The following is a 23,700-nucleotide window of genomic DNA, read 5'->3' as shown; positions in this document are numbered from 1 at the left end:
TTCGCCAGAAGCATTGCCGGGTAGCTACGTTCGGAAGGGATAACCGCTGAAAGCATCTAAGCGGGAAGCCTCCTTCAAGATTAGATCTCTCTAGCTTTGAGCTAGTAAGGAACGTTGGAGACTACGACGTTGATAGGCTGGATGTGGAAGCGCAGTAATGCGTGTAGCTTACCAGTACTAATGATCCGAGAGACTTAAGTCTATTTCTATGCTAAATTGTTAAATATTTTTATAAAAGATATATAACCCAAAACACAGTTTTGGCGATGATAGCTTGTAGGAACCACCTGATCCCATTCCGAACTCAGAAGTGAAACTATAACACGCCGATGATAGTCTAGCATTCGCTAGGTGAAAGTAGGTAGTCGCCATCTTTTTCCATTTAAAGCCCCTCTAAGTAATCCTTAGCGGGGCTTTCTTCGTTCTAAAAGACTCTTAAATTATTGTTTGTGTTTACTTTTTCTATAAATAAATTTGTTAGCCTTTATAATTGACTAAATTAATTAAAAGTATATTTCATTCCACTATCTAGAATCATTATAAGAATATTGTAAGACTTATCATGAGGTAAACTATTTAGTAATTCTTTTGCTATGAAATAGTTAGCACCACTACTATGACCAGCATAAACTCCTTGTTCATTTGCTAATTCAAGGCAAGAATTTATAGCATTAGTATCATCAAATTGTATAATTTCATCTATATATGATAAATCCATGGACTTGCAAAATACAGGGTTGCCAGGACCTTCTACCTTATAACTATAAATATTATCATTATTAGGCTTTCCATTATAAAAAATATCATAATATACGGAACCTTTTGGATCTGGCATAATTATTTTTGTGTTCGGAAAGTATTCCTTAATTTTCTTAGCACAACCAGTAATGGTTCCTCCAGAGCCACCAACAGTAATAAAATAATCTAAATATATATTATTTTTTATAAAATATTCTATAATTTCATAGCCTGTTTTATTGTAGTGACAGAGTGTATTCAATGGGTTATCATATTGGTTTATAAGATAACCGTCTATATCCTCTGAAATTTTCTTAGCTTTATTTACATAATAATCAGGATTTTCAGAATCTGTAATATTTTTGCATATAGTTAAATTACCACCTAATTGTTTGATCATGCTTCTTTTCATGGAACCTGTTTTTTCAGGACAGGTTATATAAACGGGGTGATTATAGTATTTAGCTATAGCTGCTAAAGATGTTCCCATATTTCCTGAACTTGCTTCAACAATAGGTTGTTGAGGCTTTAATATATTTTCATTCTTTAAATGTTCAATAATATATTTTCCAACTCTATCTTTTATGCTTCCTGTAGGATTTAGCCATTCACATTTTGCAAAAAGATTATGTTTAGAAGAGTTTCTCAGTTTTATTATAGGAGTGTTACCAATTAGAGATAGCATTTTTATAGATATATTTATATTTAAATTGCTTCGATTCTAACAAAAAAAAATGCTAAAAACCTTTAAATCGATTAATTATTTTCCAATACAAAAGCTACTAAAAATTTTTCCTAATAAATCATCAGAACTAAATTCACCTGTTATACTATTTAAATATTCTTGAACTATTAAAAGTTCTTCTGCTAGAAGTTCGCCATTACCGATATTTAATTGTTCTTTAGCAAGCGCAATATGTTCAAAAGCTCGATTAATAGCATCTATATGTCTTTCTCTAGCAGTATATATACTTTCATTTTGTGCAGTATAGCCAACTTTAGCTAAAATATGATTTTTAAGTTTATCTATACCAATATTTTTATCAGCAGAAATATAAACATGATTGTTAGTATTTTCTGGAATAGTATTTAGTAAATCTATTTTATTATGGACAAATGTAATATCTATATTTTTAGGAATTTGTTCATAAAATTCAGGTATAACCTCTTTGATTTCATTAAATGTAACTTTTGATGGATCATCATTTATAAATAAAATCTGATCAGCTTCTTGGATTTTTTTTATAGCTCTTTTAATGCCTTCATTTTCTATTATATCATCACTAAATCTAAGACCAGCTGTATCAATAATATGGACGGGAACTCCATTTATTTGTATATGCTCTTTTACTATATCTCTTGTAGTTCCAGCAATAGGAGTTACAATAGCAGTTTCTTTACCTGATAAGGCATTTAATAAACTAGATTTTCCAACATTAGGTTTTCCTATGAGTATTAAAGTTATTCCTTCAGAAAGAATAATTCCTTGTTTACAATTATCTTTTATTTTTTCTATAGATGTGTAGATATCTTTAAGACTATTGTGTATTTTCTGATCTTCCATGAAATTTATTTCTTCTTCAGGAAAATCAATAGAGGCTTCAACGTACATTCTAAGATAAATAAGTTTTTCTAGAAGGCTATGGATTTCTTTTGAAAAGTCACCTTGTAAAGATCTAGCAGCTGATTTAGCAGCTAATTCTGATGAAGCATTTATTAAATCAGCTACAGCCTCTGCTTGAGCTAAATCTATTTTATTATTTAAATATGCTCTTTCTGTAAATTCGCCAGCTTTAGCCATCCTAGCTCCTAGTTTTATAGCTAGTTTGATAATCATATTTAATATTATAGGATTGCCATGTGCTTGGATTTCGACTGTATCTTCACCTGTATATGAGTAAGGGTTTTTAAAAAATATAGCTATACCATTGTCTATTATTTGATTATCTTCATAAATATGACAGAAAGTAGCATATCTAGGTTTTAAGTCCTTTTTTATTAGATTGTTAGCAATAGCTAATGCATTTGATCCAGATATTCTAACTATTCCTATTCCGCCATTTCCTTGTGGAGTTGCTATTGCAACAATAGTGTCATTATTAGTCATTTATATTTAAATTTTTATTTTTAGGTTGTTGATTGTTTATATCTTCTTCTTGATCTATTACTCTACCTTTTTTATTAAAACGGTAATTTTTAAAAAAATCAGGGTTATTTTTTATTATCTTCATTCTAATTATTAAAGAAAATATTAGAATAAAAGCAAAGAAAAATAATAAAAAAGGAGCTAACAAAATAGTAGAAATAATAACAAAAGCACCTAAAATAATTGACGCTAATATTTGTCTTAGTCGTACGTTCATTTCTTTTATTTACCTTATTAAATTAGTATAATATGCGTACAAGTATAACATTTAGACTATTATTAAAATAGGGTAGTAATAAACACAAATATTTATATTCTAAAAAATATTTTTATGGAGGCATTTAATGAATATTCAAATCACAGGTAGACATGTTGAAATTACAGAAGCAATAAAACTATATGTTGAAGAAAAGGTTGGTAAAGTTGAGCATTATTTTGATCACATTGTATCTGCTAAAGTGATTTTATCTGTAGAAAAAGAAGTTCAAGTTGCTGAAGCTATAGTGGGAGTACCTGGTGTTGAAATAGTTGCAAAAGCAGAGGATAGAGATCTTTATGCAGCTATAGATATGATGGAAGACAAATTAGCACGTCAGTTAAGAAAACATAAAAATAAATTAAAAGGACATCATGGCGAATAATAAACTATTCAACTTCTAAATTATCTTATTTATGAATCTTAAAGCTCTATTAGAGAAAAAAAATATAATACTTAATCTTAATATCGAATCTAAAAAAAGGCTAATAGAATTCTTAGCTAGTAGGTTAGCAGATACATCAAATAATGTTTTAGAAGATGATGTTATAAAAAGTATTTATGATAGAGAAAGACTGGGTAATACATATATCGGTAAAAAGATATATATGCCTCATTGTCGAGTAGAAGGTCTTATTTCCACAAAAATAATTATTACTACACTAAAAAATCAATATTATGATTATCAAGCTAAAGAAAATATTGAAATGGTAGTAGCAGTTTTTTTTCCAAAAAAAATAACAAGTGTGCATATTGAGTTATTAAAAGAGTTAGCGTCCTTTTTAAAAAAAGAAAAAACACAAATTAAGTTGGAAAAGATAAAAGCTGCTGAAGAGTTTTATAGTTTAATGATAGGTGATAAAGAGTCTGAATTATGATAGATAAGCTATCTTTCTTAAAAAATATAAAAATAATTCTAGTTGAACCTTCCCATAATGGTAATGTAGGCTCTACAGCAAGAGCGATGTTAAATATGGGATTAACTAGGCTTTGTCTAGTAAATCCTAAAAATGAAGTAAATGATGAAGCTTTAGCTTTAGCTAGTCATGCGACTGATATTATAAAAAATATAGAAATAACTTCTACCTTAAAAGATGCGCTAGAGGATATAGATTATGTTATAGGCACTAGTGCTAGAGTTCGAAGAGTATCTTTGCCTATAGAGCCTATAGAGGTCGCAGCAAAAGAGTGTGTTAAAAGAATATATTCAAAACAGAAGGTAGCTATACTTTTCGGTAGAGAAAGAACGGGCTTATTTAATGAAGAACTTTTAATGAGTAATATTCATGCTTATATCCCAACAAATGAAGGATATACCTCTCTAAACTTAGCTCAGGCCGTTCAATTGGTTTCATATGAAATATATAAAAACTATTTAAGTAGTGAACAGCAGCGTTATGTACCTGATTATAACTATTTACATAAGAAAGCTACTATAAATGAAAGTCAGAAATTTTATGATTTTTTAGAAGAATCTATGATAAGCTCAGGATTTTTAAATTCAGAGAATCCTGGCTATGTTATGGATAAAATTAAGAGATTGTTTCAAAGAAGTGAATTAGAAAGCCAAGAAATTAATATACTTAGAGGTTTTTTAAGTTCATTGAATAGTGAGAAATAATATATGTTTATTTTAGGTATTGATGAGGCTGGAAGAGGGCCTTTAGTTGGTCCAGTGGTCGTTGCTGGAGTTATTTTTGATAAAAAATATAAAATAGAAGGTTTAACTGATTCTAAAAAGCTTTCAGCAAAAAAAAGAGAAGCTTTGTATATGGAAATAATAGAAAAAGCAAAAGCTTACGATATTGTAGAAGTTACAGCTCAAGAAATTGATCAAATGAATATATTACAAGCAACTATGTATGGAATGAAGAAAGTAGCAGATAATTTAACGGGTCAGTTTGATAAAGTTTTAGTTGATGGAAATAGGCTACCCTTATGGAATTATAATTCAGAAGCTATAGTTAAGGGAGATTCTAAAGTAGCAGAAATATCAGCCGCTTCTATTTTGGCTAAAGTATATAGAGATAATATATGTTTAGGGTATGCTAAGCAGTTTCCTAAATATGGTTTTGATAAGCATAAAGGTTATCCAACCAAAGAACATGTAGAAAAAATAAAAGAATTTGGAATATTAGATATTTATAGAAGAACCTATAAGCCCATTATGGAATTGTTAAAGCTTTAGTCAAGAGTTAAAATGTTATTGTTATTTTTAGAGTTTTCATCTATCTTTTTAGGATTAGTAGACTCTTCATCTTCACCCTCATTGACATTAATGCCATAGCCAAACTCACGAGCATATATCCCTTGTTCTGTTTCTTTTGAAAATAGTTCAAGTATAGCCTCAGTAGGGATGACTATAGACATAAACTCCCCATCAAAAGTTGCATCAAAAGTAACTTGGTTATCAGATATATGTAAGTTCTGTATTGCTTGAGGAGATAAGTCTAATAAGATTTTACCATCTTCCTCAATATAGTTTTCAGGAACAGTTACATCATCATACTCTGTATCAACTAACATATATGGAGTAAATCCATGATCTGTTAACCAGCTATAAGTAGCTTTTACAATATAAGATCTAAGCATAGCCATATTTATGCTCCTTCCTTAATGGTTTTTACAAAGTTAGGGTTATTAAATAATTCTTTAATCTCTTTGATGAGATTTTTATCCTTAGTAGGTATCGAAATCTTAAGTTTAATAAAATAATAAAACACAAAAGTCATTATTAAAGTTAAAACATTAACATTTTGAGCATCTGGATTGCTCTCAAAATTAATCTTTCTTTCATTAACTACAGTTTTATATGTTTCCATAATATTTTTCTGTAAACCTTGTTTGATTTCAGATATCTCTTCTTCAGATAGTTCATCATTGTATAAAGAGTTTATTTTTTGTAAGAAGTTTTTATTAACATACTCTAGAAGTATTCTAGCATTAGCTCTTTGTTTAGGAAAAACAGGGAATAAAGGTGGAAAAGGATATAAGTCTTCAATAGCCTCTACAATTACATTTAACCTATATACTACAAAGTCATCAGTTGCAACACTAGGAACATTACAGTTAGGAGTAATAATATTTAGCTCTTCTAAATGCTTGGCATTTTCATCTTTAGAAATATCTATAACTTTTAAGTTAGCTCCTTTAATTAAAAGAATCATGCGAACTATATCACTATAGATGTCATCTTTTTTTGTATATAAGACCAAGGTTTTTCCTCCTAGTGTAAAACAAAATAAAAAGAATAGATAATAAAAAGATGATAGTATTAACGCTTAGAGAATTGTCTTTTTCTACGAGCTTTTCTAAGACCAAATTTCTTACGTTCAACTTTACGAGGGTCACGAGTTACGAAACCAGCTTCACGAAGAGCTGGTTTTAAATCTTCACTGTACTCAATAAGCGCTCTAGTAACACCTAGTCTGATAGCACCAGCTTGACCAGTAGTACCACCACCTTTAACAGTTACTTTGAAATCAAAATTATCAGCATTTCCTGTTAATTCTAAAGGTTGTTTTACCACCATGCAGTCTGTTTCACGACATAGATATTGCTCTAATGGAAGACCATTAACAATAAATTGACCAGTACCTTTTTTCATAAAGACACGAGCTACAGAACTTTTACGACGACCTGTACCATAATTATATTCTGACATTATTCTACTATCCTTCTAAGTTATATGTTTAATGCTTTTGGTTGTTGAGCTGTATGAGGATGTTCATTTCCTGCATAAACTTTTAGTTTTTTGAACATCGCACGACCTAAAGGACTTCTAGGAAGCATACCTTTTACAGCAGTTTCTATAGCTCTTTCAGGATGAGTAGCAATTAGCTTTTCAAAAGAAACAGTTTTAAGACCACCTATAAAACCAGTATGGCGATTATAAACTTTGTCTTTTCTTTTGTTACCAGTTACAGCCACTTTTTCAGCATTAACTACTATAACATAGTCGCCAGTATCCATATGAGGAGTATATTCTGGCTTATTTTTACCTCTTAGTATCATAGCTATTTCAGTAGCTAGACGACCTAATGTTTTATCTGAAGCATCAATCAAAAGCCATTCTCTTTTGATGTCTGATGGTTTTGCAGTAAACGTTTTCATCTTTGTTTTCCTTTATAGTTATCAATTACTCAGTTTTTACAAAAAATTCCAGTTTATATAACAAGTAAGTTTTTAATTTCTTGCTCTACTTTAAAATTTTAAGCAGTCGTAATTATACACTTTTTGTAATCATTTTCAAAGAAGAAAGGCAAAAGCTTAATATATTATTTACTTTCTTCCATTTTACTTATTGTATCGTGGCTAATATCAGTAATTTTTCCATTTTGATATTCTTTTATATTTGGTAGCATAATTGTGAAATCATTTATTTTCTCTACTTCTAAATTTACTTTTTCAGTGTCAAAGTTGTAAACATGATAAACTTCTGTTTTATCTTTATTTATGAAATGAAAATGAAAGCCTGGTACGGCAATAGTAGAAAGATATTTTGGACTATATATTCCAATAAGAGTACCCTCAACATTTTTTAAATCATGAAATCTTTGATTTTCTTTTATCCAGTCACTGAGGAGTATTCCTTTTTTTGCAGGAGGAATAGTTCTAGCATGAATATTTGAGAATTTTCCAGTTATTTTAAATATGTAAAAGTAGTTTGGTCCAGATAATCTTTCATTAATTATATCATCTAGGATTTTTTCACTATTTAGGTTTTCGTAACTTGTGTTTAGATCTGGGTTTTTAAAGCTGAAAACATCAGCAAAAGGAACAGTTACGTCATCTTTTAATGGAACTGCTTTGCCAGAAATGTCACTTAAATAGGCTTTACCATTAAAAATAATCATTTCTCCTTTTGCACCATCAATAGTCCCTAAACCGTATTTTCCTCTCTCCTCTAACTGCTTTAATGTTATAGAAGCGTCGTATTGTCCATTAGTCAGAGCTGTTATAGTTCCAGCTTGATAAACTTGATTATTATCTGCAATAACAGTTAATGGAAAAATAAGAGTGAAAGCTAATAAAAATTTTTTTAACATTTAATAACCTTAAGTATTATTGTTAGTATATCTAAGAGCCTCAGTATATGAGCGTTTAATACAATTTTCTATAGCAAGTCTATCAAAAAAGTTTCCTGTTAAATAAATTCCAGTATTTTTAAGTAAAAAATTATCTAAATCTTTAATAAATAAAGAATGTTTTTTATTATAGCAAGGAAGAGTATTTTGTTTTATTTGTATATCTAGTACTTTATCTAAATCTAATTTAAGTAGTTTAGATATTTTTAATAAATTTTCTGATCCATTATTTTTTTTACAGTGAAAAGTTAAAGCTCGTAAATTTGGATGATTAATTATATCTCTTGAAACAGTAGAGTAGAAAAATTGTTCTTTTCCTATTAATCCTGCAATTTTCTTAAATTCTATATCTTTAGAGTTAATAATAATCGATGTGCTATATATTTCTGATGTGGTTGGCTGGAATGAATGTTCAGATATTTCTGGAGCAATATTTTCTAGTAATTTTTTAGTATTGCCCCATTCTGTAGCTAAACAGATGTTTTTAGCAGTATATGTATTGTTTTTAGTAGTTACTTCCCAGTTATCATTTAATTTTTTTATATTTAATACTTCTTCATTATTAATATTTAATTTATTACTTTCTGCAAATAAAGAGCTTAGACCTTTTTCTAAGGTAAAGCTTCTTGGCAAATTTTTGTTTCTAGGATATTTTTTAAATAAATACTCCATAGGAAAAAATTCGCTATTTTGAGATAAAACCGCATCAAAGCAATATTTTAGAGTATTATTGTAGTTTTTTTCTCCAAAAGCTTTTGTTGCATACTCAGAAATGCTTTTATCTATTTTTGAGATATTTTTATTTTTGATAAAGTTAAAAGCAAGAGAAAAAATGTTTAAGTTTCTAATTAAACTTTGGACTTTATTATTTGAAGTGACAAATAGAAACGGTAGTTTTGTTCGATTAATAATTTTATCTAAAAGATTATTTTTTTCTATATAAGATATTGTATTGCCATAAGAGTTATAAAGTGTATGGGCTCCTTGCTCAAACCAAAAATCTTTATAATGTTTTGTTTTTATACAACCGCCGATTTCATTTTTTTCAAATAGACAGTAGTTTATGTTTTGTTTGGTCATTTCTTGAGCAAAACTTATTCCAGAAATGCCTCCACCAACTATTATAATATCAAAGTGTTTTGTCATGAGTAATTAGGTAATAATATCCAAATATTTCCATAATTTTTCATATGGCCAGCATTAAACTCAGCTTCGGGACCATGTCCCCAGAAGACATCGCCGCGAATAGGCCCTCTAATAGCTCCACCAGTATCTTGAGCAATCATTAATCTATTAATATTTTCTTTATTCTGTTGCTCATCTTTATAGTAGTCGGTTTCTAACCATATTGGTATTCCATATAAGTAATATTTACTATCGACTGCTAGTGAGTAGCCAGGTGTGAGCTCGACGCCTTGTGCACCAACGGCATTTTTAGCATTTAAATACTTAAAAAACACAAAAGATGGATCATAGTTTAGAACATCATCCATTTTACTAGGATTTTGATTTAACCACTCTTTTATAGATTGCATAGATATATTTTTGGCATCCATATATCCTTTTTCTAGAATATATCTACCTATTGGTCGATAAGGATGGCCATTTTGGCTATCATAGCCTAATAATACATCATTGCCATTTTCTATAACAATTCTTCCTGAGCCTTGAATCTGTAAGAATGATCTATCAACTTTAGAACTAACCCAAGCAAGAACATCGTCTTTAGGAAACAGATTATTTTTTGAAATCTCCTCTCTTGAATAATATGGAACAAGTGAACCATTATTATACTTTCCATATGAGAAAGTATCATTTTTATTTGTAATTTTTATAAGATCCTCTGGCGTTTTATAAATAGGAACATTATATACATCTGTTTTAGTTAAATTTCCTTTAATTATAGGCTCATAGTATCCGGTAAATAAACCATGAGCGGAATTGTTATTAAGAATTTCATATGGTGTAAAGTTAGTTTCAAAGAAAACTCTAGCTTCACTATCTGTTTTTGGAGTTAAGGAGATAGCCTTTTTACAGACAGCAATCCAATTTTTATACTCAGGATTAGAATCATCAAGAATTTTATAACAAGAAGATTTGAAAGCATTAAAAGAATTTAATTGATTGCCATTATCCCAATGGCCAAGGTATTTAAAGTCTGACTCAGTGTAAGTAACATTTTCAGAGTATTTGTTTCCTAGAAATTTTTCTACGGTTTCGTTATTTTTAGGTTCAAATAGGTCAAGTGCTATAGCATCGAGGCTCAATAGTAATAATATTGATAGTATAGATGTTTTTTTAAGCGTTAAACTTCTTTTTACAAATCTCATTTAAAAAAATACTTGAAAAATATTATAAACAGTCACATATACAGGATTGTAGTATTAATGATTCAAAAATAAAAGGTTGTTAAATGAGTGAAATGAAAAAAGATCAAATAGATGAGCTAAATGAGTCAAATTCTGAAGATTTAGAGAAGGTTGAGCTTGATCAAGAGCATCATAAAACATCGATAGAAGAGCAACTTGAAAAAGCAAAAGAAGTTATAGAAGAGTTGGAAAATAAAAACAAAGAGATGTTTAATGAGGTTTTAAGAGCTAAAGCTGAGATGGAAAATATTCGTAAGCGTTCAGAAAAAGAAGTTGCTAATGCTCGTAAATTTGGAATAGAAAAATTTGCTAGGGAACTTATGCCGATAATGGATAGCTTAGAACAAGCTCTTAAGCATGAGGTTAAGTTGGAAGAAGCTATAGCAATGAAAGAAGGAATTGAGCTTACATCTAAAATGTTCTTAGATGCACTTGAAAAGAATGGATTAGAAGAGTTAGATCCAAAAGGTGAAAAGTTTGATCCTAATTTACATGAAGCTATGGCTATGATACCTAATCCAGAACTTGAGAATGATACTGTTTTTGATGTTTTCCAAAAAGGCTATCTACTAAATGGAAGGGTTGTTAGAGCAGCAAAGGTTGTAGTTGTAAAAAATTAAAATTAATACTTGAAAAAAAGATTTATAACATCATATTCAAAATTAATGTAGCTGAAAATAGCTATAAAAAGTTTAAATAAAAAGGAGATAAAATAATGGGAAAAATTATAGGGATAGATTTAGGTACAACTAACTCATGTGTAGCTATAATGGATGGTAAAAAAGCTAAAGTTATAGAAAATGCTGAAGGGCATAGAACTACACCTTCAGTTGTAGCTTACACAGATGGTGGAGAAATTTTAGTTGGTCAAGCAGCAAAAAGACAAGCTGTCACAAACCCAGATAATACATTTTTTGCGATAAAAAGATTGATTGGTCGTAAGTATGATGACAAAGCTGTACAGGAAGATATTAAAAAGAAAGTTCCTTATAGTGTTATAAAAGCGGATAACGGAGATGCATGGGTAGCTACAAAAGATGGTAAAAGAATGGCTCCTCCTCAAGTTTCAGCTGAAATTTTAAGAAAAATGAAAAAAACTGCTGAAGACTTTTTAGGTGAGCCAGTTACTGAAGCTGTAATTACAGTTCCAGCGTATTTTAATGATAGCCAAAGACAAGCAACAAAAGATGCTGGTAAGATTGCAGGTCTTGATGTTAAAAGAATCATTAATGAACCAACAGCTGCAGCTTTAGCTTATGGTGTTGATTCTAAAAAAGGTGAGCAAACAATAGCTGTATATGACTTAGGTGGTGGTACATTCGATATTTCAATAATTGAAATTGCAGATGTTGATGGAGATAACCAAATTGAAGTATTATCAACTAATGGTGATACATTCTTAGGTGGTGAAGACTTTGACGTTGCATTAATGAACTACTTAATCGATGAGTTTAAAAAAGAGCAAGGTATAGATTTACATAATGATAAATTAGCTCTTCAAAGAGTTCGTGAAGCAGCTGAAAAGGCTAAAGTAGAATTATCATCAGCACAACAAACTGATGTTAACCTACCATATATTACAGCTGACGCTACAGGACCAAAACACTTAAATATAAAAATCACTAGAGCTAAGTTTGAATCTTTAGTAGGTGATTTAGTAATGAGATCTTTAGAGCCTTGTAGAAAAGCTTTAGAAGATGCTGGCCTAAGTAAGTCTGATATCACTGATGTTTTATTAGTTGGTGGACAAACACGTATGCCATTAGTACAACAAAAAGTAAAAGAGTTTTTTGGTAAAGAACCTCGTAAAGATGTAAACCCTGATGAAGCAGTAGCAATAGGTGCTGCTATTCAAGGTGGTGTTTTAGCGGGTGATGTTAAAGATGTACTTTTACTAGATGTAACTCCACTTTCATTAGGTATTGAGACTATGGGTGGTGTTATGACTAAGCTTATTGAGAGAAATACGACTATTCCTACTAAGAAGTCGCAAGTGTTCTCAACAGCAGAAGATAACCAACCAGCTGTAACAATTCATGTGTTGCAAGGAGAAAGAGAAATGGCTTCAGCAAACAAATCTCTAGGTAGATTTGATTTGGCTGATATTCCACCTTCACCTCGTGGAATGCCACAAATTGAAGTAACTTTTGATATTGATGCTAATGGTATCTTGAATGTATCAGCTAAAGACAAAGCTACTGGAAAAGAACAAAATATTGTGATTAAGTCTTCAAGCGGTTTATCTGAAGATGATATCGAAAAAATGGTACAAGATGCAGAAGCTAACGCCGAGTCAGATAAAAAGTTCCATGAGCTTGTTGCGGCAAGAAATGCTGCAGATAATCTAGTTCATAGTGCTAGAAAAGCAGTATCTGAGTTAGGAGACAAAGTATCTGCTGATGAAAAAGAAAAAATAGAAGTGGCATGTAAAGATTTAGAGTCAGTTATTAAAACTGATAATAAAGATGATATTGAAGCTAAAACTAAAGCTTTAGAAGAAGTATTTACACCAATAGCTCAAAAAGCTTATGCTGAACAAGCACAAGCAGCTGGAGGAGCAGAAGCTCAACCGGAAACTGAAGCTAAAAAAGATGATGATGTTGTAGATGCTGATTTTGAAGATGTAGATGATAATAAAAAATAGTATCTAAGTTAATTTCTTAAATCAAACAAATGCGGTTTATCCGCATTTTCTTATTTGGTATAATGTCCTAGTTTAATTTTTATGGATTTATTTTATTATGCAACAAAGATGTTATTACGAAGTTTTAAGTGTATCTAAAACAGCTACAGGTGTGGAGATTAAAAAAGCTTACCGTAAGTTAGCTATGAAATACCATCCTGATAGAAACCCAGAGAATAAAGAAGCAGAAATAAAATTCAAAGAAGTTTCTGAAGCTTATGAAATTTTGAGTGATGATCAAAAGCGAGCTGCTTATGATCAATTTGGCCATGCAGGAGTTAATCAGCAAGGTGGTCATGGTGGTGGCTTTGGTGGTGGCTTTGGTGGTGGCTTTGGTGGTGGAGCTGCTTTTGAAGATATTTTTGATACATTCTTTGGAGGAAATGCTAGAGGAAGATCACGTGAGCAATCTAGAGGTAGTGATTTAGAGTACTCTATAGAAATTACTCTTGAAGAAGCTTTCCATGGCGTAGAGAAAGAGATAACTATTCCTAAAATGTCTAGTTGTGAAACTTGTGATGGTACAGGCTCAAAATCTAGAACAAAAGCTACATGTCATGCATGTGGTGGACAAGGTACCATTAGAAGACAACAAGGTTTTTTTGCATTTGAACAAACTTGTCCAGTATGTAATGGTACTGGATCTAATATTGCTGACCCATGTGAGGACTGTTATGGTAAAGGAAATGTTAGAAAGCATAAATCGCTAAAAGTTAAAATACCTGAAGGTGTTGATAGTGGCGATAGAGTTAGATTGCATGGTGAGGGTGATGCTGGCTTGAACGGAGCACTTAATGGAGACTTGTATGTTCAAATAATTATAAAAGAGCATAGTATTTTTGAAAGAAGAGAGTCTAATTTATACTGTGAAATGCCAATTAGTTTTATTACAGCCTGTCTTGGCGGAGAAATAAAGGTTCCAACACTTGATGGGGAAGTAAAACTTAAAGTCGTTGCAGAGACTCAAACAGGAAAAGTATTTAGGCTTAGAGATAAAGGAATGAAATCATTAAGAGGTCATAGAAGAGGCGATCTTTTATGTAAAGTAGTTGTTGAGACTCCTGTGAATTTAACTGCTGATCAGAAAGAACTTCTTAAAAAATTTGCAGATAGTTTAGGTGAAGAATATGAAAATAAGCATTCACCTAAGAGTAAGACTTGGTTTGATAATGTAAAAGACTATGCTAAAAAATTCTTTGAATAGCCACTCTTAACTTTTACCTATTTTTCTTTCTTTATATTATAATCGTAATAATTTTGTTTTATAGATGCTACTAACATGCTTAGTGTTTTTAATACCACTTTTGTTTTATTTTTTACTATTTTTTTAGGTTTATTATTAGGCTTTAGTAGAATATTTCCTAAAGGTTCAGATAAAACTTTTATACATTTAGTTTTTTATGTTTTGTTGCCAATGCAATTGTTTCTAAGCTGTTATCATACAAGCGTTAATGATTTAAATATTAGCTATGCTCTTTCATATGTATTAGCTATGGTTATAATGATTTTTATAAGCTTTATTATTAGCATGAAGTTTCTTAAGACATCATTTGTGGTATCAGTTTTAAATACGATGTCTGTATCACAAGTTGATGGAGCATACTTTGCTATACCATTATTTATAGTTATTTTCTCATCTGCTGTTTTGACAGTTCCTTTAATGGCAATACAAAATATTATATTTTTTACAGTTTCTGTTTTGATTATAGAAGTCTGCAGCTCAACAAATATCGACAAAAGAGCTGGTATTTATTTTGTAGTAAAAAGAATTCTAAAAGTTATATGTACAAATCCTATAATTGTTTCATCAATATTAGGTTTTTTATTTGGTAGTTTAAAAATATCTTTAAATGAAAATATGTTTAATGCTTTTTCTTTTTTAGGAAAAGCTTCAGCACCTATTGCTCTTTTTTCAATAGGTTTGTCATGTAGTTATGGTTTAAGAAAATTGAGATTAGATAGCCAGCTATATTTTATTTGTGTTTTATCCTTATTAAAGCTTATGTTGTTCCCTTTCATAGCTTTGGGGCTTGGAGTATTATTTGGTCTTAATCATACTTTGCTATTAGCACTTGTCTTATTGTGTGCTACGCCGACAGCAACTCATAACTATATTATTGCTAATCAGTATAATTTAGGAGAAGAGGCTAATACTCAGACATTTGTTGTAGTTATAACAACAATATTTAGTTTTTTAAGTGTAAATTTTTGGCTTTATCTTTTAATTTAGTTAAAGTCAGGAGCTAAAGGCATTCTTCTTTTGTGATGGCTACGATTGTGCCAGAAGTTTATTCTATCTAAAGCACCATCAGAGACTGATTTACCATCTAAAAAATCATCTATTTCGTTATATGTGACGCCCATTTCATCTTCATCAGTTTGACCTTGCCATAAACCAGCAGATGGAGCTTTATTTAGTATATTTTTAGGAACATCTAAATATCTACCGATATCAAATACTTGTGACTTCTTTAGATTAATAATAGGAACAATATCTGCAGCACCATCGCCAAATTTAGTAAAGTAACCCATGTGCCATTCACAAGCATTATCTGTTCCAACAACCATTCTATTATTTTGTTGAGCATAAGCATATAGATACATCATGCGGAATCTAGCTTGAGCGTTACCTTTTATAACCTGCTGCCTATTATTTTCTTTATTCTCAAATAACTGAGTAGTTTCTAGAAATTTTTCATAAAAATCTTGGATAGGAACAATGAAGTATGGTATCTTAAGCTGCTTTATTAACTCTAGAGCATCAGATTTATCATTATCTGAATTATTTTCTGATGGCATAATAAGAGCGGTTACTGGAAGACTGGTTTTAGCTAATAATGAAGCACAAACAGCAGAATCGATGCCACCACTAATTCCAATGACAAATCCTTCAGCAGGATAGTTTTCACAGCTTTTCTTAAGCCAATTAACAAGTTTTTCTGTGTATTCTTTTATATTTAAATTTTTTATGATTTTCATATAAGACTTAATTATTTATCCCAAGCAGGATTACTTTCAATAACATTCATATGGTTATCTACATCATAACCACTTCCAAGAGATTGATATAAGTTAACTATACTAATTAGTTCTTTTAATTTAGTCTGATTAACTTGCATTTGGGCATTTGTATTATTTATAGATGCCCCAGTAAATTCCATTTTGCTAATAGCACCTTTTTCATATTTTTTGTTGAAAATAATAGTTTGTTCATTAGTTGCCTCTAAAGCTAACATATCTCTTTTCATAGTTTCTTTTGCAGAAGAATGTTCAGATAAGCTATCATTTACATCTTGTAGAGCTTTGTGGATGGTGTTTATGTATTCATAATAACCTTGATAGAATTGAGCTTTTGCTTTATCACTATCTGCTAAGATAGCCATATTAAATACTGGAACTGCCGCAACAGCTTCAGCAGCCCAAACACCAGCATTCATTGTTGCTAATTGAGCAAGAGCTAATGTAGCGTTACCAAAAGCACCTGTTAAGTCGATACTTGGGAAAAACTGAGATCGTGCAAGACCTATGTTGGCATTAGCTGTTTGTAATCTATATTCTGCTATAGCTATATCTGGTCTATTCTCTAATACTTTTGCTGGTAAGTTTACTGGAACTTCATGAGATGTATTTATTTCATTCAAGGTTTTACCAGATACAACTTTGCTAGGATTTTGACCCATTAGGACACTTAGAGAGTTCTCAAAATGAACAATATCATTTTTTATGCCAGCTATTTTTCCTCTTTCAGATTCTAATTGTTGATTAATCATCTTAATAGAAAGAGAAGAGGCTGCACCAGCATCATATTGTTTTTGAGCAAAGTATTGTAATAATTCATACTCTTCAACTTTTCTTATTTGAAGATCTAATTGAGCTTTAGCCGTAACTAAAGAAAAATATGAAGCTGCAACTTGGGTTATTATTGATAAGCGAGTAGTGTTTTTCAACTCTGTTTGCATTTTTTTACTATATCTTGCAACTTCTCCAATCTTTATTTCCCTAACAAGGTTTATAGTATAGCTTGGCACAACACCAACTAAAGAACCGCCAAAAGTCTCAGTACCTTGTGACAAGAACTGTTTAGCTTGAGGGATGCTTGAGTTAACATTTGTTCCAAAAGCTTGGCCAATAAAACCACCACCACCAACAGATGCTGTTGGTAACCATGCGTAATTAGCTTTTTCTATTTCTGCTTCAGCTTGTTTTATATTACCAATCGCAACTTGTAATTGTTGGTTATCTTTTAGAGCTATAGTAATAAAACTATTTAATTGAGGATCGTTAAATAATCTCCACCAAGCTAATTTTGGCAGATCCCATTTTTGCTTGTCAATTGTTTTAGTGTCGCCTTCATTTAGCCACATATTAGGAGTATCAGTTTTGGGTCTTTCATATTCTGGACTAAAAAAGCTACATGCTGTTAAAAAAGTGACAGATAATATTATAGATCCTTTATATATTATTTTTCTTACTTTCATTTAATACCTTTAAATTGTATCAACTTTAACTGTAGCACTAGCACCAACTCTTAGAGGATATTTTTGACTATCTTCTAATATTATTTTTATAGGGAATCGCTGTGTTACTTTAACCCAGTTACCTGTTGCATTTTCTGCTGGTAATAAAGAGAAAACAGAGCCAGTAGCATAACTTAAGCTATCAACAGTACCTGTATAAGTATGGCTATACATATCTAATTTAACAGATACTTTTTGGCCAGGTTTTATTCTTGCTATGTCTGTTTCTTTAAAGTTAGCATTTACCCACCATTTTTTATCATCAATAAATCCGAATAATGGTTGACCAGGAGCAATTAATTGTCCAGAGTAAATTTTTAAGTTTGAAATAAATCCATCAGCCGGAGCTGTTAAGCTAGTATAGCTTAAATTTAGTTTTGCATTGCTTAGACCAACACTAGCAGCATCAACCTGTGCTTTTGCTATGGTAGCTTGAATACCTGCTTGCTTTAATGAAGATTTAGCTTGTTCTACAGCTTTTAAAGCTTGAGTTTTTTGGTCTGTATATTTTTGGGCATCTTGTTGTGAACCAGCACCTTCTTTAAATAGCTCATTGTAACGAGTAGCCATATGAGATGCCATTTCTAAGCTGGATTCAGCTTTAGCAAGATTATAACTAGCTATAGATATTTGCTCTTTTGCAGCTTCTAATTGTCCTCTAGCTTCCTCTAAAGTTGCTGTTGCTTGAGCAACTTGAAGCTCATAATTAGATCGATCGATTTGTAAGAGTTTATCTCCTTTATGAACATAAGAGTTATTTTTAACATATACAGTATCTATATAACCGCCCACTTTTGCAGAGATGTTTATTATATCAGCATCTACATAAGCATTATCAGTGCTTGGATATATTTTGTTATATAAGTAATATCCATAAATTCCTAGGAAAGTAACTGCTATTATTCCTAATCCAATAGCAATTTTTTTTGGTGAAAACTTATTTTGTTTCAGTTCTTTATTTTCTTCTTCAGACATTTCAAAACCTTTTTAAATAAAAACTAACACAATTTTAATGTCCCATCACAGCCGGAGCATCTTTAGGAGGCTCTTTTAAAAAAAATGGGAAAACTGCTAATCCTAGACTAGCTAAACCTACAATATAAAAGGAGTCTAAATAACTCATTAAGCTACTTTGGAATAAAACTTGTTGTTGAGCCATAGCAACTTGAGTTGTTAAATCGTTGAATGGGGAGCTTTGTGACCAAGCTTGGAAGTTTGGACTTAAGGCAGAAATGCTATTTCCTACTTCTTGAAAATTTACTTGTTGAGCTCTAGAAATTATTGTTGCTACAAAAGCTGTTCCTACCGAACCACCAAAGTTTCTAAAGAAGTTAAAAGCTCCAGACATGTCTCCCATATCTTCCTCTTTAATGCCAACAGTTACCATTTGCATTAAAGGTATAAAAAATAACATCATCCCAACGCCTTGTAGCATTGTTGTTGTCAGAATATGAAATTCACTCGGAACATTAGAGAAATGTGCTTGCATAAATGATGAAATAGCAAAAATCACCATTCCTGAACTCATTGTAGTACGACAACCAATTCTTTTAATTAAAAATCCTTGAGCTACTATGGCTGTAGCTGCGGCAGCGACTCCTCGTGGAGCAGTAATATAACCTGCTAAATCAACGGGATAGTTGTATATTTGCTGCAACATAGTTGGTAAATATGCCATAGCAGCAGAAAAAAGTAATACAAAGGTAAAACATAAAAATGAAGCTATAACAAAGTTTAGATTTTTAAATATACTTAGTTTGATAACAGATGAATATGTGATTCCGCGCCATAAGAAAAAACCTATTCCAATTATGGCTATTGCTAGAAGAATGATTATTTCAATAGAGTCAAACCAGCCATTTGTGTTGCCATTATCAACAAAAAGCTCTAGACAGCCAATTCCAATAGCCATAAAACCAAAACTAATATAATCAATTTTTATATTTTTGATTTTTGTATTGTCCATCATAATAAAAATCATGATTCCAGCTACTAAACAAATAGGGACATTTACATAAAATATCCAACGCCAAGACATATTTTCAGTTATAGCCCCACCAAGTACTGGTCCTAATATGGGACCCATTACTATAACCATACTATATACAGCCATCATTTTATTGAATTCATCTTTCTTAAAATTTGTGGATATATATGCTTGGGCTAGAGATGGAAGGAAAGCTCCTCCTATACCCTGTAACCCTCTGAAAATAATCATTTCAGTTAAAGATGTTGATATGCCACAAAGAGCAGAAGAAACTCCAAAAATAATGGCAGAAACAAGAGCGACACGCTTCATCCCATATTTTTCAATTACAAGACCTGAAAGTAAAATACAAATGGCAGCTGCTACAATATATATAGTTGTAACATCGGCAATGGTTTCGATATTAGCGCCAACAGCACCCATTATTTGAGGTATTGCAACAGCAACAATAGTTAAATCTACAATTTCAGCAAGAGCTAATAAACTAATCGCTAGAGCGATGATGGTTTTTTTTTGAGTCCAAAAGTTTTCGGGGCTTTTTATCTCTGTTTCTTGCATTTATCAAAAGAATGAGGATAGAAAATTAGTTATGCATTATAACACGTTTTAAATTATTTATAACCCCGATATTTATTTGCTTAAAAAGTCAGCTTTTAATTTTTTAATATCAATTTTACCAGTATTATTTTTTGGTAATGTTTCAATTAAAATACAAGTTTTAGGAACTTTATAGCTTGCAAGTCTTTCTTTACAATGATTAATTATATCTTGCTCTGATAGCTTAGATCCTTGAGTTAAAGAAATAAAAGCAATAGCTCTTTCACCAGATGTTTTGGAAGGAATTCCTGTAACAGCAACCTCTCGTATATCTTTAAGTTTAGATATACAAAGCTCAACTTCTCTAGGATAGACGTTAAAGCCAGAAACTATAATCATATTCTTTAATCTATCTGTAATAGTAAGACGGCCTTTTTTATCTATATATCCAATATCTCCGGTTTTTAACCAGCCATCATCTGTGAAGTAGAGCCTATTGTTTTCATCATCATTCCAGAAACCTTGACATTGTTGCGGACCTTTTAACCAAATCTCACCTTCATCATAACAGTTATGTATTTCTTCAAAAGTTTTTATATCTCTTATACTTAGTTCAGTATTTGGAATTGGGTAACCGCATGTTCCAAAGTAGTCGAACTCTGACTCATTAAACTTATTTAATGAAATGGCAGGAGACATTTCGGTCATTCCATATCCTTCTTTAAGTTCAACACCTGTTCTATCTAGCCATTTTAAATAGATCTTCCTAGATATTGGCATTCCGCCACTTAAGGAATATTTATATTTTGATTTGTTTATTTTGTCAAAATTAGGATGGTCTAATAAGGCCATATATAAAGTATTAAGGCCATTAAAAATAGTAAACTCATTTTTAGACATCGTTTTTATTAGATCTTTTATGTCTCTAGCATTAGGGATAAGGATATTCTTTGCACCAGCAAAGAAGAAACATAATAGATTAGCACTCAGTGAAAATATATGATACAAAGGTAGTGCTGTTATAACAACTTGTGAGTAAAGGTCTAAATCACCATTAACCCATGCCCAAACTTGTTTAATATTAGATACTAAATTATCATGAGTTAATACTGCACCCTTAGGAGTTCCTGTTGTACCACTAGAATATTGTAGACATAAGATATCTTCTTTAGATATATTAGGTTTTAGATATTTGTTTTCTTTACCTGAAAGAGCTTTTGAGAAAGTTATGAATTGGCTTTTATCATAATTAGGTTTATTTTTAATTAGATGTTTTGATACAAGACCAATGATTTGTTTTTTAGGGAATGAATATAAGTCTGCGATATTCGTTACAATAGTATGCTCTAAAGAAGGAATATCATCTTTAGCTTTTTGTATATGATTAGCAAACATGTCCATAACGATAGCACATTTAACATTACAATTATTAAATATAGCTTTAAGCTCTTCAGCAGTATAGAGAGGATTTGTATTTACAAAAACAGCTCCAATTTTAACGCATGCGAAAAGGCTAACTATAAATTGTATACAGTTAGGTAAGACTATAGCTACTCTATCACCTTTTTGGATATTTAATTCATTTTGTAAATAGCTAGCTAATTTTGATGACAGTTTATTAATCGCTTTAAAAGAAAATTCTTCAGAGTGACATGTGGCAGCTATTCTATTAGAGTATTGAGAAATTGCTTCATCATATAAGTCTAATAAAGTCTGGTAGTTTTTCTCTATTTTATGAGGAGTATATTCAGGGTAGTTATTTAGCCATGTTTCTCTTGAGAACGTTGTCATAAAAATAATATCAAATATATATGTGGTTATATTTTAACAAAAAAAGAAAATTTTTTTATAACTTTGATTAAACATTGTCCATTTTATGATCTTCGATTGTGTGTAGACCTTTAATGTATTTATTCAATGTTGGGATTAAAATAACCATTATTATAGTCGTTATTATTAGGGCAAGAGATATTACTCCAAATACATGGGTATATGTATCTAAGCTTTGTTTAGCTGTTAAAGTATCACCCTCAGGAACAGCAATAAAAGACCCTATGTAAGAGGCAAGATATGACGCGATCATGCTAGAAATAAACCAGAACCCCATAACAAAACCAGAAAAAGCAGCAGGGCAGAGTTCAGCTACCATTGCTAATCCAAGTCCTGAAATTAGAAGTTCCCCTAGTGATGATGTTGCGTATGATGCTACTAACCACCAGCCAGATACCATTCCATTTACTGCAAAATATTTCGTTATATAAAGAGTGGCATATGAAACTAACATCATAGCCATTCCAAAGCAGAATTTACTAGCGTGGCTGGAATTGATTTTTCTATATATTATAGTCAATAAAGGTGATAGTAGTACAATCCAGAAAGGATTTAGCATTTGATATTGTGCTGCGGGTACATCCCATCCAAAAATAGTCATTTCTACATTATGTACAGCAAAAAAAGTAAGTGTAGTAGGCATCTGAAAATATAAAGCAAAGAATATTATAGCTTGGATTATAAGAACTAGAGCCACAAGCATTCTATTTCTCTCATAACTGTTTGAAGAAAATGCTATATATAAGAAGTAGGTAGTAGCAATAATTACTACAATAGCTGTTAAGCTTATACATAATTTAGTGTTCGGCAATATATTGGCAATTATTAGAAGAGCAACTAAAGCGCCAGCTAGAGTGTAAACAAGATTTGTTTTATTTAGAGGTTTACTTCCAGCATCAGTATATAGAGTTTTCATTTTTCCATAAAAAAGAAAAAATGCAACAAGTCCTGTAATAAGACCTATTCCACAAACAGTAAAGGCATATTTGTATCCCCAAACTTCGGAAATTATTGGTGTTATACTCATTGAAAATAAAGACCCTATATTTATAGCCATATAGTAGAGAGTCATAGCTCCATCTAAGCGAGAATCGCCTTTTTCAAACATCTTTGATATTAATGAAGAAGGGTTAGCTTTAAATATAGCATTACCAATAATTATCCCTGCTAATGTGTAATAAATAGTGCTGTGACTTGCAAAACTAAAAGAACAATAAGAAATGGCAAGTATAGCAGACCCAAGCACAACACTTCTTTTGGCACCAAGTACTTTGTCACCTAAATAACCACCAACCCAAACAAAACCATATGTAAAAGCAAACATTGATCCCATTAAAAAGATAGTTTCTTTTTCACTAATTCCAAGTTTACGGGTAAAGTATAGTGAAATAATAGCTTGGAAGCCGTAGAATCCAAATCTTTCCCAAAATTCTATTGTCCAAACAATCCAAAAGGGAGCCGATAAAGTTTTTCTTTGTTGCATGAGATTGTCTCATAAAAAATATCACTAACTATAAATTAAAGCACTTAAAAAAGCTGTATGCAATTTT

24 protein-coding genes and 2 rRNA genes (1 of these 26 only partly in view) are annotated in these 23,700 nt (G+C 31.0%); 10 read left to right on the top strand and 16 right to left on the bottom strand.

Going from position 1 to position 23,700, the window contains the following annotated elements; all coding sequences use genetic code 11:
- Together KX01_RS08055 and rrf are read left to right on the top strand one after the other, a co-directional pair.
- Nucleotides 1-202 (top strand): 23S ribosomal RNA (locus tag KX01_RS08055); it begins 2,685 nt to the left of the window's first position.
- A gap of 57 nt (nucleotides 203-259) precedes the next feature.
- A 5S ribosomal RNA gene (gene rrf / locus KX01_RS08050) occupies nucleotides 260-374 on the top strand.
- A gap of 125 nt (nucleotides 375-499) precedes the next feature.
- On the opposite strand, the gene KX01_RS08045 is transcribed toward rrf, so the two are convergent.
- The 3 genes from KX01_RS08045 to KX01_RS08035 form a co-directional block, all read right to left on the bottom strand.
- A complete protein-coding gene (locus KX01_RS08045) occupies nucleotides 500-1,423 on the bottom strand; it encodes a PLP-dependent cysteine synthase family protein (protein ID WP_071664498.1) in 924 nt (307 codons plus the stop codon).
- Nucleotides 1,424-1,498: 75 nt separating this feature from the next.
- Nucleotides 1,499-2,845: a tRNA uridine-5-carboxymethylaminomethyl(34) synthesis GTPase MnmE gene (gene mnmE / locus KX01_RS08040; protein ID WP_071664497.1), complete on the bottom strand. Its 1,347-nt coding sequence runs from the start codon at nucleotides 2,843-2,845 to the stop codon at nucleotides 1,499-1,501.
- Nucleotides 2,838-3,101 carry a hypothetical protein gene (locus KX01_RS08035; RefSeq protein WP_071664496.1) on the bottom strand — a complete coding sequence of 88 codons (264 nt, stop codon included), beginning with the start codon at nucleotides 3,099-3,101 and terminating at the stop codon, nucleotides 2,838-2,840. The genes mnmE and KX01_RS08035 overlap by 8 nt, the downstream gene beginning before the upstream one ends.
- A gap of 127 nt (nucleotides 3,102-3,228) precedes the next feature.
- Here KX01_RS08035 and hpf point away from each other — a divergent pair, with 127 nt between their 5' ends.
- From hpf to rnhB, 4 genes are read left to right on the top strand one after another with little or no spacing between them, the layout of a single operon-like run.
- Nucleotides 3,229-3,525, top strand: coding sequence for a ribosome hibernation-promoting factor, HPF/YfiA family (hpf, locus tag KX01_RS08030; RefSeq protein ID WP_071664495.1), 297 nt, complete (start codon nucleotides 3,229-3,231; stop codon nucleotides 3,523-3,525).
- Between the two features lie 31 nt (nucleotides 3,526-3,556).
- A complete protein-coding gene (locus KX01_RS08025) occupies nucleotides 3,557-4,018 on the top strand; it encodes a PTS sugar transporter subunit IIA (protein ID WP_071664494.1) in 462 nt (153 codons plus the stop codon).
- Nucleotides 4,015-4,761 (top strand): RNA methyltransferase, encoded by a 747-nt coding sequence (locus tag KX01_RS08020; protein ID WP_071664493.1) that lies wholly within the window; start codon nucleotides 4,015-4,017, stop codon nucleotides 4,759-4,761. The genes KX01_RS08025 and KX01_RS08020 overlap by 4 nt, the downstream gene beginning before the upstream one ends.
- A 3-nt stretch (nucleotides 4,762-4,764) precedes the next feature.
- Nucleotides 4,765-5,328 (top strand): ribonuclease HII, encoded by a 564-nt coding sequence (gene rnhB, locus KX01_RS08015; RefSeq protein ID WP_071664492.1) that lies wholly within the window; start codon nucleotides 4,765-4,767, stop codon nucleotides 5,326-5,328.
- Here rnhB and mglB read toward each other — a convergent pair.
- The 7 genes from mglB to mltA form a co-directional block, all read right to left on the bottom strand.
- Complete coding sequence (gene mglB / locus KX01_RS08010; RefSeq protein ID WP_071664491.1) at nucleotides 5,325-5,738, bottom strand: transcriptional regulator MglB; 414 nt, start codon at nucleotides 5,736-5,738, stop codon at nucleotides 5,325-5,327. The genes rnhB and mglB overlap by 4 nt on opposite strands.
- 2 nt (nucleotides 5,739-5,740) lie before the next feature.
- A complete protein-coding gene (gene mglA / locus KX01_RS08005; RefSeq protein ID WP_156860392.1) occupies nucleotides 5,741-6,355 on the bottom strand; it encodes a transcriptional regulator MglA in 615 nt (204 codons plus the stop codon).
- A gap of 59 nt (nucleotides 6,356-6,414) precedes the next feature.
- Complete coding sequence (gene rpsI, locus KX01_RS08000) at nucleotides 6,415-6,804, bottom strand: 30S ribosomal protein S9 (RefSeq protein ID WP_071664490.1); 390 nt, start codon at nucleotides 6,802-6,804, stop codon at nucleotides 6,415-6,417.
- 20 nt (nucleotides 6,805-6,824) lie between these two features.
- Nucleotides 6,825-7,253, bottom strand: a complete 429-nt coding sequence (rplM, locus tag KX01_RS07995) for a 50S ribosomal protein L13 (RefSeq protein WP_071664489.1) — start codon at nucleotides 7,251-7,253, stop codon at nucleotides 6,825-6,827.
- 164 nt (nucleotides 7,254-7,417) lie between these two features.
- A complete protein-coding gene (gene budA, locus KX01_RS07990) occupies nucleotides 7,418-8,188 on the bottom strand; it encodes an acetolactate decarboxylase (RefSeq protein ID WP_071664488.1) in 771 nt (256 codons plus the stop codon).
- A gap of 9 nt (nucleotides 8,189-8,197) precedes the next feature.
- A complete protein-coding gene (locus KX01_RS07985) occupies nucleotides 8,198-9,373 on the bottom strand; it encodes an NAD(P)-binding protein (protein WP_071664487.1) in 1,176 nt (391 codons plus the stop codon).
- Nucleotides 9,370-10,557, bottom strand: coding sequence for a murein transglycosylase A (gene mltA, locus KX01_RS07980; RefSeq protein WP_071664486.1), 1,188 nt, complete (start codon nucleotides 10,555-10,557; stop codon nucleotides 9,370-9,372). Before mltA ends, KX01_RS07985 begins: the two co-directional genes overlap by 4 nt.
- Nucleotides 10,558-10,640: 83 nt before the next feature.
- On the opposite strand from mltA, the gene grpE reads away from it, so the two are divergent.
- The 4 genes from grpE to KX01_RS07960 all read left to right on the top strand — a co-directional run bounded on the left by grpE (nucleotide 10,641) and on the right by KX01_RS07960 (nucleotide 15,509).
- Complete coding sequence (gene grpE, locus KX01_RS07975) at nucleotides 10,641-11,216, top strand: nucleotide exchange factor GrpE (RefSeq protein WP_071664485.1); 576 nt, start codon at nucleotides 10,641-10,643, stop codon at nucleotides 11,214-11,216.
- 95 nt (nucleotides 11,217-11,311) lie between these two features.
- The gene (dnaK, locus tag KX01_RS07970; RefSeq protein WP_071664484.1) at nucleotides 11,312-13,240 is read left to right on the top strand and encodes a molecular chaperone DnaK; all 1,929 of its coding nucleotides are present in this window, start codon (nucleotides 11,312-11,314) and stop codon (nucleotides 13,238-13,240) included.
- Nucleotides 13,241-13,337: 97 nt separating this feature from the next.
- Nucleotides 13,338-14,483: a molecular chaperone DnaJ gene (dnaJ, locus tag KX01_RS07965; protein ID WP_071664483.1), complete on the top strand. Its 1,146-nt coding sequence runs from the start codon at nucleotides 13,338-13,340 to the stop codon at nucleotides 14,481-14,483.
- Between the two features lie 75 nt (nucleotides 14,484-14,558).
- The gene (locus tag KX01_RS07960) at nucleotides 14,559-15,509 is read left to right on the top strand and encodes an AEC family transporter (protein ID WP_071664482.1); all 951 of its coding nucleotides are present in this window, start codon (nucleotides 14,559-14,561) and stop codon (nucleotides 15,507-15,509) included.
- On the opposite strand, the gene nadE is transcribed toward KX01_RS07960, so the two are convergent.
- The 6 genes from nadE to KX01_RS07930 all read right to left on the bottom strand — a co-directional run bounded on the left by nadE (nucleotide 15,506) and on the right by KX01_RS07930 (nucleotide 23,633).
- The gene (gene nadE, locus KX01_RS07955) at nucleotides 15,506-16,258 is read right to left on the bottom strand and encodes an NAD(+) synthase (RefSeq protein ID WP_071664481.1); all 753 of its coding nucleotides are present in this window, start codon (nucleotides 16,256-16,258) and stop codon (nucleotides 15,506-15,508) included. The two genes, KX01_RS07960 and nadE, sit on opposite strands and share 4 nt — an antisense overlap.
- 11 nt (nucleotides 16,259-16,269) lie before the next feature.
- Nucleotides 16,270-17,757, bottom strand: coding sequence for an efflux transporter outer membrane subunit (locus KX01_RS07950; protein ID WP_071664480.1), 1,488 nt, complete (start codon nucleotides 17,755-17,757; stop codon nucleotides 16,270-16,272).
- A 9-nt stretch (nucleotides 17,758-17,766) separates the two neighbouring features.
- The gene (locus KX01_RS07945; RefSeq protein WP_071664479.1) at nucleotides 17,767-18,771 is read right to left on the bottom strand and encodes an HlyD family secretion protein; all 1,005 of its coding nucleotides are present in this window, start codon (nucleotides 18,769-18,771) and stop codon (nucleotides 17,767-17,769) included.
- Between the two features lie 34 nt (nucleotides 18,772-18,805).
- The gene (locus tag KX01_RS07940; protein WP_071664478.1) at nucleotides 18,806-20,341 is read right to left on the bottom strand and encodes an MDR family MFS transporter; all 1,536 of its coding nucleotides are present in this window, start codon (nucleotides 20,339-20,341) and stop codon (nucleotides 18,806-18,808) included.
- A 72-nt stretch (nucleotides 20,342-20,413) separates the two neighbouring features.
- Nucleotides 20,414-22,111, bottom strand: a complete 1,698-nt coding sequence (locus KX01_RS07935; protein WP_071664477.1) for a long-chain-fatty-acid--CoA ligase — start codon at nucleotides 22,109-22,111, stop codon at nucleotides 20,414-20,416.
- 67 nt (nucleotides 22,112-22,178) lie between these two features.
- Nucleotides 22,179-23,633: an oligopeptide:H+ symporter gene (locus KX01_RS07930; RefSeq protein WP_071664476.1), complete on the bottom strand. Its 1,455-nt coding sequence runs from the start codon at nucleotides 23,631-23,633 to the stop codon at nucleotides 22,179-22,181.
- Nucleotides 23,634-23,700 lie beyond the last annotated feature (67 nt).

It is taken from the genome of Francisella frigiditurris (assembly GCF_001880225.1).
Taxonomy (GTDB): Bacteria; Pseudomonadota; Gammaproteobacteria; order Francisellales; family Francisellaceae; genus Francisella; species Francisella frigiditurris.
This window is presented reverse-complemented; position numbering and strand designations above follow the sequence as displayed.

What these genes read in the sequence shown, in the direction of transcription:
- KX01_RS08045 (WP_071664498.1), bottom strand. Translation starts at nt 1,423, where the DNA reads ATGCTATCTCTAATTGGTAACACTCCTATAATAAAACTGAGAAACTCT.
- dnaJ (WP_071664483.1), top strand. Translation starts at nt 13,338, where the DNA reads ATGCAACAAAGATGTTATTACGAAGTTTTAAGTGTATCTAAAACAGCT.
- KX01_RS07950 (WP_071664480.1), bottom strand. Translation starts at nt 17,757, where the DNA reads ATGAAAGTAAGAAAAATAATATATAAAGGATCTATAATATTATCTGTC.
- KX01_RS07930 (WP_071664476.1), bottom strand. Translation starts at nt 23,633, where the DNA reads ATGCAACAAAGAAAAACTTTATCGGCTCCCTTTTGGATTGTTTGGACA.
- mnmE (WP_071664497.1), bottom strand. Translation starts at nt 2,845, where the DNA reads ATGACTAATAATGACACTATTGTTGCAATAGCAACTCCACAAGGAAAT.
- KX01_RS07940 (WP_071664478.1), bottom strand. Translation starts at nt 20,341, where the DNA reads ATGCAAGAAACAGAGATAAAAAGCCCCGAAAACTTTTGGACTCAAAAA.
- KX01_RS07985 (WP_071664487.1), bottom strand. Translation starts at nt 9,373, where the DNA reads ATGACAAAACACTTTGATATTATAATAGTTGGTGGAGGCATTTCTGGA.
- KX01_RS07945 (WP_071664479.1), bottom strand. Translation starts at nt 18,771, where the DNA reads ATGTCTGAAGAAGAAAATAAAGAACTGAAACAAAATAAGTTTTCACCA.
- mltA (WP_071664486.1), bottom strand. Translation starts at nt 10,557, where the DNA reads ATGAGATTTGTAAAAAGAAGTTTAACGCTTAAAAAAACATCTATACTA.
- KX01_RS08020 (WP_071664493.1), top strand. Translation starts at nt 4,015, where the DNA reads ATGATAGATAAGCTATCTTTCTTAAAAAATATAAAAATAATTCTAGTT.
- rplM (WP_071664489.1), bottom strand. Translation starts at nt 7,253, where the DNA reads ATGAAAACGTTTACTGCAAAACCATCAGACATCAAAAGAGAATGGCTT.
- budA (WP_071664488.1), bottom strand. Translation starts at nt 8,188, where the DNA reads ATGTTAAAAAAATTTTTATTAGCTTTCACTCTTATTTTTCCATTAACT.
- nadE (WP_071664481.1), bottom strand. Translation starts at nt 16,258, where the DNA reads ATGAAAATCATAAAAAATTTAAATATAAAAGAATACACAGAAAAACTT.
- hpf (WP_071664495.1), top strand. Translation starts at nt 3,229, where the DNA reads ATGAATATTCAAATCACAGGTAGACATGTTGAAATTACAGAAGCAATA.
- dnaK (WP_071664484.1), top strand. Translation starts at nt 11,312, where the DNA reads ATGGGAAAAATTATAGGGATAGATTTAGGTACAACTAACTCATGTGTA.
- grpE (WP_071664485.1), top strand. Translation starts at nt 10,641, where the DNA reads ATGAGTGAAATGAAAAAAGATCAAATAGATGAGCTAAATGAGTCAAAT.
- rpsI (WP_071664490.1), bottom strand. Translation starts at nt 6,804, where the DNA reads ATGTCAGAATATAATTATGGTACAGGTCGTCGTAAAAGTTCTGTAGCT.
- KX01_RS07935 (WP_071664477.1), bottom strand. Translation starts at nt 22,111, where the DNA reads ATGACAACGTTCTCAAGAGAAACATGGCTAAATAACTACCCTGAATAT.
- mglB (WP_071664491.1), bottom strand. Translation starts at nt 5,738, where the DNA reads ATGGCTATGCTTAGATCTTATATTGTAAAAGCTACTTATAGCTGGTTA.
- rnhB (WP_071664492.1), top strand. Translation starts at nt 4,765, where the DNA reads ATGTTTATTTTAGGTATTGATGAGGCTGGAAGAGGGCCTTTAGTTGGT.
- KX01_RS08025 (WP_071664494.1), top strand. Translation starts at nt 3,557, where the DNA reads ATGAATCTTAAAGCTCTATTAGAGAAAAAAAATATAATACTTAATCTT.
- KX01_RS08035 (WP_071664496.1), bottom strand. Translation starts at nt 3,101, where the DNA reads ATGAACGTACGACTAAGACAAATATTAGCGTCAATTATTTTAGGTGCT.
- KX01_RS07960 (WP_071664482.1), top strand. Translation starts at nt 14,559, where the DNA reads ATGCTTAGTGTTTTTAATACCACTTTTGTTTTATTTTTTACTATTTTT.